Origin of the sequence: Companilactobacillus musae (assembly GCF_003967595.1) — a bacterium.
Classification (GTDB): domain Bacteria; phylum Bacillota; class Bacilli; order Lactobacillales; family Lactobacillaceae; genus Companilactobacillus; species Companilactobacillus musae.
Genome location: NZ_BIFW01000008.1, coordinates 49928 through 67070 on the forward strand (window position 1 = coordinate 49928; position 17143 = coordinate 67070).

Sequence of the window (17143 nt, forward strand, 5' to 3'; positions counted from 1 at the left end):
AAGTAAGAAAATCTAACTTTTACTTAAAATCACAGGTATCGATATGATCATTGATTACACCGACTGCCTGCAAAAATGAATAGATAATCGTTGGTCCCACGAATCGGAACCCACGTTTTTTCAAATCTTTACTAATTCTTTGTGATAGCTCAGTTTGCGCTGGCAACTCACTTATATCACTATAATGATTAATTATCTGTTTATTATCAACAAAATTCCAGATATATTCGGAAAATTTTTCATTATTTTGATGCATCTTTTGAATTATTTGCGCATTATTGATTGAAGAATCAACTTTTAAATGATTACGAATGATTCCTTTATCTGCCAATAACTCTTCACGCTTATTTTCGTCAAACCGGGCTACTTTTTCAATATTAAAGTTGTCATATGCTAGACGATACGTCTGACGGCGTTTGATAATTGTTGCCCAAGATAATCCAGCTTGAGCTCCTTCAAGAGTTAACATTTCAAAAAAGTACCGTTCGTCATGACTGGGAACTCCCCATTCTTTATCGTGATAATCTTGCATTTCCTTAGAACTATTAGCCCATTCGCATCTCATAAGTTTCTCCTATAAAAAAAGCTGGCATCCGCCAGCTTTTTAATTTTCAAATTCAATTATATTAAATTGATTGATAGTCCCTATCGTCCATAGAGTAGTGTCATCTGATTCACTTTATTTAAATTTTTTTAATATCTAAAGAAAATCAATACACTAGTCCGGAGCAACAAAGAAAATGGACTCAATAGTGAAATTCTACTTAGCTTGCGTAGCAAGGTTAGTAGAATGCCGAGCTTGAAGACTGTTGGCGAAGCCAAGAGGCTCCAAGTCGTGCCCACTACGTTCCAGCCCATTTTCTTTGTTGTGAAGGACGGCATCGCTCAACCAAATTACTATTTATTATTATTTCTTTTTATCAACTAACTTCTTATTATCAATATCAGTTCTAACGATGATAACATCAGTTCTAGCATTTCTTGTAACGTATTCTGAAACAGATCCTACCAATAAACGTGTTACAGCATTCATACCAGTTGAACCAATCATAATTAAATCATTCTTATATTCTTCGATGAATTCTTGTGAAATAACTGTCTTAGGTTCACCAAAACGAACGTGGATATCAATGTCATCAACATTAAAACCATCTTTAACAGCGCCGTCTTTTAATTCATTAAGATATTTTTGAGCATCTTCAGATAGTTGGTAAATTACATCCCCATTAAGCATTCCACCATGTAAACCGATGAATTGTTTAGTATCTAGAACAGTTAAAACATCAAGATGTCCACCATTCATTTGTGCAACTTTTACAGCCTTTTTAAAAGCCATTTCAGCTTCTTTTGATCCATCTACCGGAACCAAAATTCTCTTATAATCTTGTTCCATAATTCAATCCTCCAATGCACTTATTGAAATTCCTTTAATTTTAGATTAATGCATTCATATATATTATTCAATAAAATAAACTATTTAAATGCCAAAAGTGTCCTTGCTAATTGATTAGCCACTGATTCATAATTTTCAAATATCGTAATCTCATCATCGTATTCCGTCATTTGCGTTGAAAATATTCCTGTAAAAAGCTGCTCGTAATCTTGAAAATTATCGACAAAATTATTACACAAAACGAATGTCGGTATTTTTTCTGATCCCGCTACTCTACTCAAATGATACAAGATATCATCATGCATCGAATCGCTAGAAATTTTATCGGTTGCTGTAATCAAAACATCGGTAGACCGAATAATCTCATTCATCCCCGTAACCTTAGCAACCCATTCAAACGATGACCGTAAAATACGTGCATTAATCATTGCAAACGCCCCTGCCAATGTCTTAATTGAATCCGAATGTGGCATCGGGTGTATATCTAAATTATACTTCTGATTCATTTTTTCGGTAACATAAACTAAATTATCTTCCAAAAAACTTTCTTGAGTTTCATTTAGATATTCAACCGTATCGCAAAGTTTCTGAGAACTTGAATAGCTCAATAAGACTGTGATATTCGTCCGTCTTCCCAACAATTCATAGACATCTTCCATGTCAATTCTCACGGCATTTATCAAAGGATTTTCACCTTCCGGAATCAGTTCACCATTTTCATCATAGATCTTGGCACCTAATGCTTGTAAAGCACCTAATCCACCATCAGCTACGGCCGTTTTACCTAAGCACAAAACAATATTTTTAATACCACTAGTTACCGCGTCAACAATGAATTCACCGATACCATAACTCGTTGCGTGAAACAACTGATCTCTGGTTTTATCTTTTGCTAAATTTACGCCTACAACTTGCTCTGAATCAATAACAGCGGTACTTTGACTATCGATCTTTGTTATTAGATAATGTCCATTTTTATTGTCCCAAAAAGCATCAAAAAACGGCAATTTCATCCATTGACCGCCAATTGTATGTTCAACTAACGCTGGCATACCATATTCACTATCGGTCACTGGCATTGTAGCAATTTCAGCATCAGGAAGGGCTCGAGAAATACCACTATAAATAGCCTGACCTATTTTGGTCGAGCTAATATGATTGCTATATTTTCCGGGTGCAATAATAAACTTCATAATAAGAATGACCCTTCCTTTGTTATAATAGATTATAGAAAAAACAACGAGGTAATTGACAATGGCTAACGATAATGAACGTGTTTTAAACCTTGAAAAAGGTGTTAATTTCCGTGAACTTGGCGGCTATAAAACAGCAGATGGTAGAACTGTTAAGTATCACAAAATTCTTAGATCTGCCGGTTTAGCTGATTTGACTGACAATGATCTGAACTATCTTAAAGATTACGGATTAAAAATAGATGTCGACTTCCGTTCAAAAGCAGAAATTGATCAAAAGCCTGACAAACGTCCTGAGGGCGTCCGCTATGTTTGGGCTCCAGTATTTCAAGAAGATGAAACAAAGGCCTCAGAAGTCCAGAATGAAGGCTATATTCCTGAAATCGGCAGTGATCCTACCAATGGATATGAACATATGATTGCAGTTTACCGTGATGTTATCATAGGTGACACCGCAAAAGTCGCTTATCGTAAATTCTTTAATCAATTATTATTAAATACTGGCGATGATAACGTTTTGATTTTCCATTGTAGTGCTGGTAAAGATAGAACCGGTATGGGCGCAGTCTTCTTCTTAACTGCTCTAGGAGTTCCTTTTGAAACTATCAAGGAAGATTACCTATTAACTAACGTCGCTAATAAGGAATTTGTCGATAATCTTCTTGAAATGTTAAATAAGAAGGGGTACACCGATCCTGACGTTATCAATTCAGTCAAAGACTTAATGACCGTTCACTACAATTATCTAGCAACAGCCATGAAAACAATTGATAAAAAGTATGGCAATATAAATAATTATATCAAAAAAGAACTCAAGGTCAGCTCTTCGGAAATCACTACTTTGAAGAAAATTTATCTTGAGTAACACTGACTGAAGTTTGACTATAATCAACATAGTTAATGCTGATTATAGTCAAACTTCTTATTTTCAAAACACCAACATCATAATTTCTTCACATTTGCCAGTTACGATGTACTTGTAAGTTAAAGGAAATCAAAAAGCTTTAACTTATCCCCCCTATAAACATAATCTTCATATAAAAAAAGATATAGATAAATTAAAAGTCTTAATCCATCCTTCCCCCCTGATAAATGGATTATTAAATACGAAAAGTCCGTTACTGATCTCTACTTCAGTAACGGACTTTTTACTATGCCTCAAATGCGGCTAATAATTGTTCTTGTTTAAGATTTTTCTTTTCTGTGCCTTTAACATCCAACTTGATTTGACCATCTTGAATCATTACCAAACGATTACCATACTTCAAAGCATCTGACATTTTATGTGTAATCATCATCGTTGTTAATTGTTCTCTCAAAACAATCTGATCAGTTATTTTCATAACTTCCTGACTTGTTTTAGGATCAAGTGCTGCGGTATGTTCGTCTAACAATAACAATTTTGGTTTACTTAATGTAGCCATCAGTAATGATAAAGCCTGTCTTTGACCACCAGACAAATATTTAACTTGCGTGTTCAAAAAATTTTCCAGTCCCATATTCAAAGTAGCTAATAATTGTTGATATGATTCGATATCCCCCTTTTTCTGATACCATTTCAAATTGATCGTATGGGTATGACTTTGGGCTAGAACCAAATTTTGCAAAACTGTTAAATCACCAGCAGTTCCCATTTTAGGATCTTGGAAAACTCGTGACATCCAACGAGAACGGTACGCAACTGATTTTTTAGAAACATTATGATTGGCCAAGTCGATTTCGCCGGCATCAGCGTTCAATGTACCAGCAATAGTATTCAAAAGTGTTGATTTACCAGCACCATTATTCCCAATAACTGAGATAAAATCGCCTTCATTAACTTGTAAATTAATATTTTTCAAAACATGACGCTCATTCTCAGTCCCGGGAAAGAATACCTTCTGTAGATGCTGCACTTGTAATACTTTCATCGTCTTGTTCCTCCATTTGTTCTAAGTATTTCTTCAATTGACGTTTTGTTCTAATTCGATTTTGGATAATTGGTACACAGATAACAATAATTAAGATAATGGCTGAAAGTATCTTCAAATCGTCTGCTGGGAAGCCTAAACTCATCGCTACCGTTAATAATAATCGATAGATTATAGCTCCGACTACCATTGCTATTAAACGAGTTAAAATTCCATGTCCACGTAGGAATATTTCACCAACAAGAACTGAAGCTAATCCAATAACAATTGTTCCAATACCCATTCCGATATCAGCATAACCATTACTTTGGGCAACTAAAGCTCCAGATAAAGCGATAAATCCATTGGAAATGGCATATCCAAAAATAATCATTCCGTCGGTATTGATACCATTAGCAGCTGACATATCTTTATTATTACCAGTTGCCATTAGAGAAAGTCCTAATCTAGTTTTGAACATCATATACAACAATCCCACTACGATTACTGTAATTAACAATCCTAAGACAATCGTTTGAACCTCTAAGCTCCAACCTTCTGGCAAATACTCTGTCAAAACTTTTTGATTTAATAACGGTACATTGGATTTGCCCATAATATGCATATTGATTGAATACAAGCCTGTCATCGTTAAAATACCAGCCAATAGTGAAGGGATCTTTAACTTTGTATCGAGAATTCCCGTAATTAATCCGGCTACGCAGCCAGCCAAAAATCCAGCTAGTGAAGCTACAATGGCCGACTGACCTTTCAACATTAAACTAACCGCAATAGCTGCTCCAAAAGGAAAACTACCTTCAGTTGTTAAATCAGGAATATCCAAAATTCTAAATGTAATAAAAACACCGATTGCCAAAGGTGCCCATAATAATCCTTGTCCAAGACTAGATATAATCATTTCTCTACCTCCAAAAATTTCCTACTAAGGTTTCTTGATTTGATCAGGATTGATTCCAAGTGCTTTAGCATTATCTTTGTTGATATAAAGTCTCAAAGTATGTGATATTTCAACTGGCATATCTTGAGGTTTCTTTTTATCAATCAAAATCTTGTAAGCCATCTTAGCTGTTTGCTTTCCTAAATCATTGTAATTAATACCATATGTAGCTGTACCACCATCTTCAGCCATTTCAATTGAACCTGTGACAACTGGCAATTTAGCCTCACGAGCTTTTTTACCAACAGTTTTCATTGAACTAGCCATCAAATTATCAGTTGGAATATAAATACCTGAAACCTTGTCGGCCATACCTGACAAAGCACTAGCAACATCGTTAGTACTTGTTACACTGACAATATTTAATTTAAGATTATGATTTTTAGCATATTTTTTAACCATCTTGATCTGTAAAACTGAATTTTCTTCTGATGAATTATATAAAACACCAACTGGTTTATTATTCTTAGTCAAAGTAGTTAATAGTTTAACTTGCTTATCAACTGGTCCTAAATCTTTAGTACCAGTGACGTTAGTATTAGGCTTGTTATCACTCTTGACCAAACCGGCACTCTCTAAATTAGTTACAGCTGTGACAACAATTGGAGTTGATTTAGTTTTCTTAGCCAAAGCTTGTGCTGATGGTGTAGCAATACCTAAGATCAAATCATTTTTCTTTTGAGTCAATTGTTGTGCCATTGAATTAAGATTTGATTGATCCCCTTGAGCATTTTGATAGTTATAATTAACCTTGATTGACTTGTCATGTTGCTTAACTTCTTTATTTAATTCTTCCTTGAATCCTTTACGTGCTGCATCTAATGAGCCATGTGGCACAATCTGTAAAATTCCTACGTTAAGTGTTTTTTTATCCGCTGCAGAATTATTAGAACAACCTACTAATGCCAAGGCTGCCATCGCTACTGTCAACAAACTAATTAATGTTTTTTTCATGAAATTCATCCTCCCAAATATATAAAAAAACCAGCTAGATTCGGATACGAATCTAACTGGTTTTTTACTTGGGCCCAAATAATTTCTCCAGATAGATTCAACCCTGTATCTATCTGGCTTTAAATGACATGCTTAAAAGCTTTAGCCAATCGATAGATACGAACACGTACGCGTCCGTATCCTATCAATGGGATACAAACGCTATCTAAAGAAAAAGCTAAAGGCAAATTGATTATTTAAATGTGAGTTTTGATTATTAATTTTCATAATAAAGTTCCCCTCGTTTTCAATTTACAATGACTAGTAAAGCATTTAAAAATTAGTCTGTCAATAATAATATTAAAATAATCTAATTTATCAACGCAATATATTAGGAAATGTTGTTGAAGGATGCCGTCCTCCGCATCAAAGCCGATAGGGCTGGAACGTAGTGGGCCGACTTGGAGCCTCTTGGCTTTGCCAACAGTCTTCAAGTTCGACCTTCTACTAACCTCACTTCGTGAGCTAAGTAGAATTTCACTACTGAGCCCATCGGATTTGATACTCCGGACTAGGTTTTTTCTCTGTTAGTTTAGTTACCTTGAATTCTAAGTAATTAGAAAAAAGTCCATTAAGAAACTTATAGTATAAACAAACTGACACTTTAGCAAAAACTACTTTGTAAATTAATTAATTAAAAACTTCTAAAATGATAAAAACCAATTTCCTATATTGCAAGTTTACTCAATAATCCTAAATCTCAAGCCCTAGTCGGGAGTGAAACCTCTGTGGATGCTCAGTAGTGAAATTGTCCTTAGTGGGTTTCCCACTTAGGACAAGGCCAGTCTTGAAGACAATGTGAACTTCATTGGCTCCAAGCTGTGCCCACTACGTTCCAGCATCCACAGAGGTTTCACGGACGACGGCATTCTTAATTAATATAGGTACTTTTTAGTCCCTACTGCACTTTAAAGTACGTAATTGTTTATTTATCCCAACCCCATATAATGATACACATACTTAATTATTACCTAAGGGGTGAAATGAATATGAACAAAAAAGTGTCATCAACTTGGATTCTTTTGTCACTAGCTATCAGTGCTTTTGCAATTGGATCAACAGAATTTATCAGTGTTGGTATTATGCCAATGCTTACTAAGGCCTTTGGCATATCTTTAGCACAAGGTGGATTAACTGTTTCTATTTATGCAACAGGAATTATGTTTGGAGCTCCTATTTTGGCTTTGATCACTAATCGCTGGGATAGAAAAAAACTACTGATTGGTATCATGATCAGTTTTATCATTGGAAATCTTTTAGCCGCTATGGCCCCAACGTTTGCTATTCTTTTGGCAGGCCGTGTAATTGCTGCTTTAGCACACGGAATTTTCATGACGATTGCTTCATTGATTGCCGCTGACGTGGTTGCTCCTAACAAACGTGCTTCAGCTATTGCAGTTATGTTTACTGGTTTAACAGTCGCAACTATTACTGGTGTGCCTATTGGTACTTTTATCGGTAACACTTGGGGTTGGAGATTGTCATTCTTCTTCCTTGTTGCACTTGGTCTAATAGGATTGATTACTAACATCGTTTTAGTTCCAAATGAATTGCCATTGCCAAAACCTACTAGTGTCAAAGGCATTTGGAGAATTTTGAAACAACCACAATTGCTGTTGATTCTTTTGATCACAGCTTTGGGTTACGGTGCAACTTTCCCCGTATACACTTATTTAACAACAATTCTTAATAAGAATATGGGCTGGTCACAAGGCGCAATTGTTATTATTTTAATTGTCTATGGTGCAGCAGTTGCTGTTGGAAATACATTGGGTGGTCGCTGGGCTAATAAACGTCCATTATTGGCTTTATTGAAGATGTTTGTTGGCTTAGGCGTTGCTTTGATTGTTATGAAGTTTGCTATGAACTCGCATTTCCTCGGCTTACTTGCTGTATTATTGTTAGGACTTTTCGCCTTTATGAACGTTCCTGGATTGCAACTTTATATCGTTCAATTAGCTGAAAAATACACTCCTAATGAAGTTCCTCTAGCATCAGCCTTGAATATTTCAGCTTTCAATGTGGGAATTACTTTAGGATCAACTGTTGGTGGTCAAATGGTCGCCAACAGTCAATTAACTAACACTCCGTGGGCTGGTATTGCTATGCTAGTAGTTGGTATTATTTTGATTTGGGCTTTAATGAAAATGGAAGTCTCAGTCGCTAAAACTGAAGATTTAGACTTAGAAAATTGCTAAGACTAATTAGTGATGTTATGATTTAAAAATTAGATAAGAATATTGAGAGGATGGCATTATGAAACAAGCAATTTATAATATTGGTGTCGAAAATACAATGAGAATAATTGGTGGCAAATGGAAACCAATTATTCTTTGTCACTTAAAACATGGCAAAATGCGAACTGGTCAATTGCGCCGTGCCATCCCTAACATCACTCAAAAAATGTTGACTCAACAGTTACGTGAGTTGGAAGATGACGGCATTGTAGCTCGCAAAGTTTACAATCAAATTCCGCCAAAAGTTGAATACTCATTAACCAACTACGGTCATTCATTAAATAAAATATTGGAAGAACTCTGTGTTTGGGGTGAAAACGATATTGATCGTCGTAAGGCTAATGGTGAGAACATCATCTTGCTTAACAAAGAAGATGTTGAAAATGATGCATTACCCTATGCAGATTAAAATATTTATATAACAAAGGCTCTAACGACAAGACAAAGTCATTAGAGCCTTTTTATGTATTTCTATTTCACGATCATATCACTAATTGGTACAAACTCATTAGTCGCCACACGATAATAACTCTTGTCATTAATATATGCTAGACGGTCAGCTTTCCAAGCTGTATTAGGTGCTAATTCACGATTGGTGATTTTCTTACCGTTTGCAGTATATAGTAATTGCGCTGAACTCTGAGTTTTAACAACAATATTTTTACTTTCATAACTATAAACATCATTAGAATCAACCCACTCATTAGTCGATACACGATAATATAGTTTTTCATTAAGAGTTAACTCTTGATCACTATACCAAGAAGTATTCTTACCTAATGCACGATCGCCTACCTTTTGACCTTCGATATTATATAAAACTGTTTCAGTATTATCAGGATTTGTCGCTAATATTCTTTGGACATGTTTAATCGAAGTATTGTCAACATTGGCCGTTGTTTCATGTGAACTCGTTGAAACTGTTTCTCCGTTGTTTTTGTGCATTGTCTTATAAGAATGAGATGTATTTAGTCTGATGTGTTTGGTGCGTTACATGTGCATGAGTATGTGTTGCATTGCCGTTATCTTGAATATGATCAGCAGTATTAGATCCATTTGTGGTTGGTTCTTTTTCAACATTCACCGAAGCTGTTTTGGTAATTATATATGGAGCATCATTTTCATAAAAACTATCTGAAATTTTGTATGAATATCTAACTGTTAATTTACCCTCTTTAGTGACTTTTCCATCCTTAAGAATACCATCAGGGTCATCAATACTCACCTGAACATCCTTTGTGCTCAATGGTTTATCATCATTATCTAATCCCGAAACAAAGTTATCGGTATTGGACCAATTATCGCCAACTTTAAGTGATAAATCTTTAGTATCAATAACTTTTCTTAAAATTATATAAACAAACGGATTCGTTTCTACATAATCTTCATCATCTGAAGAATCGCTTCGTTCCGATTCATCATCATTAGCAGAAAATGTATAAAATTCTTGAGGATAACGTTTTCCTTCACTATCCGCATCTGTTAATAGAACTGAATAGCCTTTGTCTTTAACAATTTCTGGAATTCCTACATACTCCAAATCAACAGCAATGATGCTCCCCGTATAAACCAAAGTTTGGTCTGTTGCAAATTCATAGGTCCAAAAATTATCTATTTCCATAGCATCAGATTTAGCAACAGGCATTAGCTCTTGAATTTCATCAGGAACATCTTCATAATCCTGATTTACTGGATTCACCCATATTGCCTCATACGGCTTATCCCCAGTGGCTAATTTTATTCCAGACGTTTTTCCAAACCTGACATATCTTCTATATGCTCCAGTAAATTTACTGCTAACTGCACCAATTGAAAATTTACCCGCAGTAGCGTCATAAATATTAATTGATTTACCAGCAACTAAGGGAACCGAAATCGAAAAACTACTGCCGCCTTTCATGGGTGTGCCATCAAAATAGATTCCAATTTCCGATAAATCAGACCATTTAAAATCGGGATTATCTTTTATCAACTCATCATATGTTTTCATACCAAAAAAATCTGTAGTTGAATATTTTAAATAAGCATTTTCAGGTAGATTTTTAGTAAGCTCATCTACCGATAGGTCATTTGAAACCTCTACATCGTTTTCTGGAGTGGTTTCTTTATAATACTTCGGTAAACATAAAATTTCGCCCAGATTTTCTCTACTACCTGGAAAACGAGAAAAAGTTGTATCCTGATCGTCCCCGCTAGTATTAACCACCGTAAAAATGGCATTAACATCTTTTGCATTCGCGTCTACCATGACATCGGTAACTTTTGAGTTAGATATAGCCGTCCCACTGTCATTTGTAGCGCTAATTTGAACCGTCGTACGTATTGGACTTGTTTCTTCCTGTCCATCTGTCACTCCTTCTTCGGTAGTATCGGTTACCGCTGGAAATTGGGGACTTTCCGGTTGAATATCATCGTTATTTGTTTTTGGACTAGCATCATCATTAGATTTAAGAACATCTTTCTCTTTCGCCGAATCACTGTCAACTGATGATTGTTTTGTATCATTTAAATCAGATTCTTGATTTGTTTTCGACTGATCAACTGTCGTAACTGACTGTTTATTTTCTTGAGCTATTGGTGTCGATTGAGAATGAATATTTTGTCCATCCTGTTTTAATTTTTCACCACTTTGAACATTTTCGATAACACTATTATTCTCAGCATCAGCTTTAACATCTATAGTTTGATTTAACCTTACCCCTATAGCAGCAATACCCAATGCTGTAATAATCAATCCCTTTTTATTGATACTCTCATAGTTTATCCTTCTCATGATCTATTCCTCTTAAAAAATAATTGAATTATCAGCGTATGATACTCATGCATTGATAGATAAACTATTGAGCAACCCAACTATAAGAACAACATTTTACACATATTTATTTTCTAATATTTAACTTATTTAATAGACTTTTTTTAAGGTATATGTTATCTAAATCTAAAGAAATGAAGTTTTTTGTATCCTTTACGATATTTTGTTGCACAAAAAAAGGATTCCCATATTGGAAATCCTACCCCAGTTGTCTTATGACTGATTAATTAATCAGTAAACTTGAATGTATGTTTCTTTGAAATTTTATCTTCTGAATAGACAGCTAATATAATCGCTACAATAGCAACTACCGGAATGATGTATCGGCTTTGCAAAACGAATAACATCATTAATAATATTGCTACTACCGCCATTAGTGCTACTTTCATGAATTTTACGTTTCTTGTTGTCATAACATCCACCCCTTAGTGTCTTTCTTTTCTTTTCCATAGATGAGAATACCATGGCAAAAAACGTTTGACAACCCCGTCATATCAATGCTTAGAGCCACATTTATACTTATCGTTTTCTTTCTAATAATCCCTATTATTCTCTTAAAACAAATTAAAGTTTACATTCTACTCGCAGTAAGCTTTTGAAAATCTTTCACATTTTTCTAAAATATTTTCTTAGAATTATTAAAGCTAAACTTATTCAATTATTTTTTTGCTTATTTTCTCTACTAGCCCTATTGTGGCGGGGTTTATAAACAATTGTCTACGAAGTGTGAACACATAATTTAATTGTAAATCTTATAACGATTTTAATAAAAAAGAACAGCATCCCATTAAGAAACATTCAAGGTAAGTAAAATATACCTGAATTCTTAACAGACACTGTCCTTTTTTATTAGTTAGATTTATTTATCCCATGTCCAACTGTTAACTTCTGGTAAGTCATCGCCATACTCACGAATATACTTGTTATGCTTATCAACTTCAGCTTCCATCTCATCGGCAAAGTCACTAGCACCATCGCCTTCAACAGCAACAGCAGCTTCTTCAGCCAAATGGAATCTATCCATTTCATTAACAACACGCATATCAAATGGTGTAGTGATATCACCATTTTCACGATAACCATGAACATATAGATTGTGATTATCACGATCAAAGAAGATCTCTTTAATGATATCTTCAAAGCCGTGGAATGCGAACAATACTGGTTTATCAACCGTAAAGATCTCATTGAATTGTTCATCAGTTAAACCACGAGGGTCAACTTTTGGTGATCTCAACTTCAATAGATCAACTACGTTAACAAATCTAATCTTAAGTCCTGGTTTCTCTTTTCTAAGAATACTGATAGCAGCCAGTGATTCAAGGTTAGGTTCAGTACCAGCAGCAGCAATAACAATATCAGGATCACCGTTATCATTTGATGCCCAGTCAATAACCTTCAAACCTTTATCGGCTAATTCTTGACCTTCTTCAATTGAGTAGAATTGAAGTCTTGGTTGTTTAGATGTGACCAATAAATTGATTTTCTCTTGATCATCCAAAATCTTAGGCATAACAGCTAACAATGAATTTGTGTCAGCTGGGAAATATTCACGAATATATTCTGGTTTTTTCTCAGCCAAGTGAGTGATAATACCAGGATCTTGGTGAGTATAACCATTATGATCTTGTTGGAAAGCTGTTGATGTAGCAATAACATTTAGTGAAGGATACTTATTTCTCCAACCTAGTTCGTTTGCTTTTCTCAACCACTTGAAGTGTTGTGTCAACATTGAATCGACAACTCTCAAGAAAGCTTCATAACTAGCAAAGATACCGTGACGTCCTGTCAAAGTATAACCTTCATTGAATCCTTCAGCTTGATGTTCTGAAAGTTGTGAATCAATGATACGACCAGCTGGTGCTTCATATTGATCATTAGGTTCATGAACTGGTTCCATCCATTGACGTGGTGTAGCTTCAAAGGCACCATACAAACGGTTAGACATTGTTTCATCAGGTCCAAACAATCTAAAGTTATCAGAATTCATCTTAATAACTTCACCTAGATACTTACCTAATTCAATCATATCTTGTGCTGTCTTAGTACCTGGCTTGTCAAACTTCAAAGCATAGTTCTTGTAGTCTGGCAATTTAAGAGGTTTTGGATCCACTCCACCATTGACGATTGGATTCATAGCCATTCTGCTTTGGCCCTTAGGAGCAATAGCAGCAATTTCTGACTTCAAAGTACCATTTTCATCGAATAATTCATCTGGCTTATATGATTCCATCCATTCAACCAACTTGTCAGCATGTTGCATATCATTTTGATCAACAGGGATTGGAATTTGGTGAGCTCTAAATGAACCTTCAATAGGTTCGCCATCCCAAGTCTTTGGACCAGTCCAGCCCTTAGGAGCACGGAAAATGATAACAGGCCAGTTAGGCATCTTAGCTTCTGAAGCTGGATGTTTTCTAGCCTCTGTTTGAATAGCTTGAATCTTTTCAATAGCAGCATCAACGGTCTTAGCCATTTCTGGATGCATCTTTTCAGGATCATCGCCTTCAACAAACATTGGGTCCCAACCCATACCTTCAAAGTACTTGGTTAGATCTTCGTCACTTTTACGTGACAAAATTGTTGGATTAGAAATCTTGAAACCATTTAAGTTAAGGATTGGCAAGACAGCACCATCGTCAACAGGATTGATAAAGACATTAGAGAACCATGAAGCAGCCAATGGGCCAGTTTCTGATTCACCATCACCAATAACTACTGCGGCGATTTCCTTAGGATTGTCCAAAATAGCACCAACACCGTGTGATAGAGAATAACCTAGTTCTCCACCTTCATGCATTGATCCAGGAGTTTCAGGGGCAGCATGAGATGCTACACCACCTGGGAATGAGAATTGTTTAAAGAGTTTTTGCATACCCTTAGTGTCTTGAGTGATCTCTGGGTAAGTTTCAGTATAACTACCATCAAGGTAAGAATTTGAAACCATTACTTGCCCACCATGACCTGGGCCTTCGATATAGAACATATTTAGACCGTACTTATTGATAGCACGATTCAAATGAGCATAAATAAAGTTTTGACCAGCGATAGTACCCCAATGTCCAATTGGGTGAACTTTAACGTCCTCAGGCTTTAATTCACGTCTCAACAATGGATTATCTTTTAAATATAGTTGACCAACAGAAACATAGTTAGCTGCTCGCCAATATTTATCTACTAAGTTTAAGTATTCTTTTGATGAGTAATCTGTCATTACCAGCACACTCCTTATGTATTTACAATTGCTATGATAACTAGAATAATATTAAAAGTCAACCATTTAACAAATTGGTGCGTTCCAATTATTGTTAGCTGTTACTTATTTGCTAAATCAACAAATGAATCATACTTGAAATATTTATAATGAAGCTTCATAGTTGAAAATTCAAATGGTGTTCCATCATCTAAGAAGAAAATTCCTTCCATTAAACCAACTGGTTCATTATCAGCTAAATGTAATAACTCTTTTCCCTCTTGATCTGATGGCTCTGCAGAAATTGTCAAATAAGTTTTGTTAACTTCTTTTCCCAACTCTGATTCTACATAATTAAAGATTGATTCCGAAGCAATTTGCTCTGACAATTCTGGTGCCAACTTAATAGGAATATATCCTGTTTCGATCATAAAAGGTACATCGTCTAACGAACGTAAACGTTTGAAAGCATAAACAAATTCAGTTGGTTTTAAGAACAAATTATCTTGAAGATCTTTATTTGGATGAATTACATCAAAACTCAGAACTTTTACGCCCGGTTTTTGGCCATTAGCATTGAAACTATCAGTAATTCCCAAATTCTTACCACTGTAATTAAATGATGAACCCTGTTTCAAATATAATGGATTCACAAATGTTCCCGAACCACGTTTTTTAAATATAATTCCTTGATCTGCCATTAATCCTAAAGCTCGTTTGATTGAGCTTCGGCTGACACTATAACTTTCAGCTAGAGATCTTTCATCAGGTAAACGCATATCTGAAAATTCTCCGGCATCAATCGCCTTTTTTAGTGATGCAATAATTTTTTGATAAACTAAATCAGCCATTCTTTTTCCTCATTTCATAAATTGGGTCGCACCAATTATAAACATGGTGATTATCTTTTGATTTAATTATATCTTATAACATATCGTGCATACATACCAAAAAAGAAACCATTCCTAACAAAAAACAGGTATCTTACCAGAGAAAGTTACGCCTTGTCTGATAAAACACCTGCTTATTTATTAAAATTTTAATTTAAAGCTAAAAAGTCTTGATTAAGATCGACTTCAAATTCCTTTGGTTCTTTTTGATTCTTGATTAAATCATCAGTCAATTTAACTGAATAAACAGTTCTATTGCCATATGGTATAAAGTACATAACTTTATTAGTCAAATCCAAAACAGTTTGGTATTGAGTATAACTAGCTTCACCGTTTTCCTTGATATTGACACCACGAGGAATGGTTACACTATCAAGCATATGCAAAATTGTATTAACAGCTTGCTTAGCATCTTTAGGAGCTTCAGTTGCGTTACGAACGAATGCAGTTCTCACAAAACGATCGACGGCTGTGTAACCACCAGGCAATCTAAATGTACCATTTTGACCCAATGGGATAACTTCTTGGTCACCGAATTTCTTAGCACCGAAGTTAGTTGTTTGAGCACCTAAGTAGTTAGCAAGGTTAGTTTTGTGCCAGTTGTAATCAGGAGTATTAGTCATAACGCCGACTTTGTCTTCTTGAAGAACTAAGCCGTCCCCTTCTGGTTCCAAAATGTAAGTAGCCCCAGTTGAATCACTAAAGATAAAGTGTAATGGTTGATTTTGTCCCATAACGCCAGCGTCTGACTCAATCAAATGAACTTGTTTGATATTTTCCTTCAAATCTTCAATTGATTTATTATTTCCTAAAGCCCAAAGAATAAATTCTTCCGCTACAAGGTTGATTTCACCATCAGTTGGTTCTGTTTCATACTTGGCAGCATTAGCGAAATACAATTCAGCAGCTGACAAACCGTATTCATTGAAACCATCGGCTACCATATAATTATTACCATACTTAGCACCAGTTCCCATAATTGCATAATCAGCCGTGTAAGTCTTCTTATCATAAGAAGAAATCCACTTGTATTGTTCTGGTAAAAAAGTTGGTCTGCCATTTAATTCAAAAGCAAAATCCATTGTTCTTGCTAAAAATTTTGAGCCATCTAAAGCTCCTAAACTAAGACTTGTACACATATATTGGTACTTCCTTTCGGGAATTATCTGAAATTTCAGTTCTTACTTAAATTTGGTTACAATTTAAACTTGCCGTTCTCCGCAACAAAGAAAATTGGGCTGGAACGTAGTGGGCCGACTTGGAGCCTCTTGGCTATGCCAACAGTCTTCAAGATCGACCTTCTACTAACCTCACTACGTGAGCTAAGTAGAATCTCACTACTGAGCCCATTTTCTTTGTTGCTCCGAACTAGTATATTAATTTACTAATTAATCGTTTTTATACAATGCATATAAGACAAAAGATTCTATAACATTGCACTTTTAACCAACAATACTAGAAATTAAAATCCAGTCGGTAGTAAAATCTCTGTGGATGCTCAGTGGTGAAATTGTCCTTAGTGAGGAACTCACTTAGGACAAGGCCAGTATTTGAGATAATGCGAATTTCATTAGCTCAAATCTGT

At 35.2% G+C, this 17143-nt stretch carries 15 protein-coding genes; 3 read left to right on the forward strand and 12 right to left on the reverse strand.

The window, feature by feature from the left end; genetic code table 11:
* Window positions 1-19: 19 nt before the first annotated feature.
* From LAB100_RS09175 to LAB100_RS09185, 3 genes are all read right to left on the reverse strand, one after another.
* On the reverse strand, window positions 20-565 hold the full coding sequence (locus LAB100_RS09175) for a DNA-3-methyladenine glycosylase I (protein ID WP_119327220.1): 546 nt from the start codon (window positions 563-565) through the stop codon (window positions 20-22).
* 342 nt (window positions 566-907) lie between these two features.
* On the reverse strand, window positions 908-1393 hold the full coding sequence (locus LAB100_RS09180; RefSeq protein ID WP_119327221.1) for a universal stress protein: 486 nt from the start codon (window positions 1391-1393) through the stop codon (window positions 908-910).
* Window positions 1394-1473: 80 nt separating this feature from the next.
* Window positions 1474-2586, reverse strand: a complete 1113-nt coding sequence (locus LAB100_RS09185; protein ID WP_119327222.1) for a glycerate kinase — start codon at window positions 2584-2586, stop codon at window positions 1474-1476.
* 61 nt (window positions 2587-2647) lie between these two features.
* On the opposite strand from LAB100_RS09185, the gene LAB100_RS09190 reads away from it, so the two are divergent.
* A complete protein-coding gene (locus tag LAB100_RS09190) occupies window positions 2648-3451 on the forward strand; it encodes a tyrosine-protein phosphatase (RefSeq protein ID WP_119327223.1) in 804 nt (267 codons plus the stop codon).
* A gap of 286 nt (window positions 3452-3737) precedes the next feature.
* Here LAB100_RS09190 and LAB100_RS09195 read toward each other — a convergent pair whose 3' ends face one another.
* From LAB100_RS09195 to LAB100_RS09205, 3 genes are read right to left on the reverse strand one after another with little or no spacing between them, the layout of a single operon-like run.
* On the reverse strand, window positions 3738-4496 hold the full coding sequence (locus tag LAB100_RS09195; protein ID WP_119327224.1) for an ABC transporter ATP-binding protein: 759 nt from the start codon (window positions 4494-4496) through the stop codon (window positions 3738-3740).
* Window positions 4444-5394, reverse strand: coding sequence for an ABC transporter permease (locus tag LAB100_RS09200; protein ID WP_119327225.1), 951 nt, complete (start codon window positions 5392-5394; stop codon window positions 4444-4446). The genes LAB100_RS09195 and LAB100_RS09200 overlap by 53 nt, the downstream gene beginning before the upstream one ends.
* Window positions 5395-5418: 24 nt before the next feature.
* On the reverse strand, window positions 5419-6387 hold the full coding sequence (locus LAB100_RS09205) for an ABC transporter substrate-binding protein (RefSeq protein ID WP_119327226.1): 969 nt from the start codon (window positions 6385-6387) through the stop codon (window positions 5419-5421).
* 1028 nt (window positions 6388-7415) lie between these two features.
* Here LAB100_RS09205 and LAB100_RS09210 point away from each other — a divergent pair.
* Together LAB100_RS09210 and LAB100_RS09215 are read left to right on the forward strand one after the other, a co-directional pair.
* Window positions 7416-8624: an MFS transporter gene (locus tag LAB100_RS09210; protein WP_119327228.1), complete on the forward strand. Its 1209-nt coding sequence runs from the start codon at window positions 7416-7418 to the stop codon at window positions 8622-8624.
* A 58-nt stretch (window positions 8625-8682) separates the two neighbouring features.
* Complete coding sequence (locus LAB100_RS09215; protein WP_119327229.1) at window positions 8683-9072, forward strand: winged helix-turn-helix transcriptional regulator; 390 nt, start codon at window positions 8683-8685, stop codon at window positions 9070-9072.
* A gap of 62 nt (window positions 9073-9134) precedes the next feature.
* Here LAB100_RS09215 and LAB100_RS09220 read toward each other — a convergent pair whose 3' ends face one another.
* The 6 genes from LAB100_RS09220 to LAB100_RS09245 all read right to left on the reverse strand — a co-directional run bounded on the left by LAB100_RS09220 (window position 9135) and on the right by LAB100_RS09245 (window position 16697).
* Window positions 9135-9608 carry an SLAP domain-containing protein gene (locus tag LAB100_RS09220; RefSeq protein ID WP_119327230.1) on the reverse strand — a complete coding sequence of 158 codons (474 nt, stop codon included), beginning with the start codon at window positions 9606-9608 and terminating at the stop codon, window positions 9135-9137.
* 4 nt (window positions 9609-9612) lie between these two features.
* Entirely contained in the window at window positions 9613-11436 is a 1824-nt protein-coding gene (locus LAB100_RS09225; protein WP_119327231.1) for a bacterial Ig-like domain-containing protein, read from the reverse strand.
* A 266-nt stretch (window positions 11437-11702) separates the two neighbouring features.
* Window positions 11703-11888, reverse strand: a complete 186-nt coding sequence (locus LAB100_RS09230; protein WP_119327232.1) for a hypothetical protein — start codon at window positions 11886-11888, stop codon at window positions 11703-11705.
* A gap of 446 nt (window positions 11889-12334) precedes the next feature.
* Window positions 12335-14689, reverse strand: a complete 2355-nt coding sequence (locus LAB100_RS09235) for a phosphoketolase family protein (RefSeq protein ID WP_119327233.1) — start codon at window positions 14687-14689, stop codon at window positions 12335-12337.
* 101 nt (window positions 14690-14790) lie between these two features.
* Window positions 14791-15519 (reverse strand): GntR family transcriptional regulator, encoded by a 729-nt coding sequence (locus tag LAB100_RS09240; protein ID WP_119327234.1) that lies wholly within the window; start codon window positions 15517-15519, stop codon window positions 14791-14793.
* A gap of 188 nt (window positions 15520-15707) precedes the next feature.
* Window positions 15708-16697 (reverse strand): choloylglycine hydrolase family protein, encoded by a 990-nt coding sequence (locus tag LAB100_RS09245; RefSeq protein ID WP_119327235.1) that lies wholly within the window; start codon window positions 16695-16697, stop codon window positions 15708-15710.
* Between the last annotated feature and the right edge of the window lie 446 nt (window positions 16698-17143).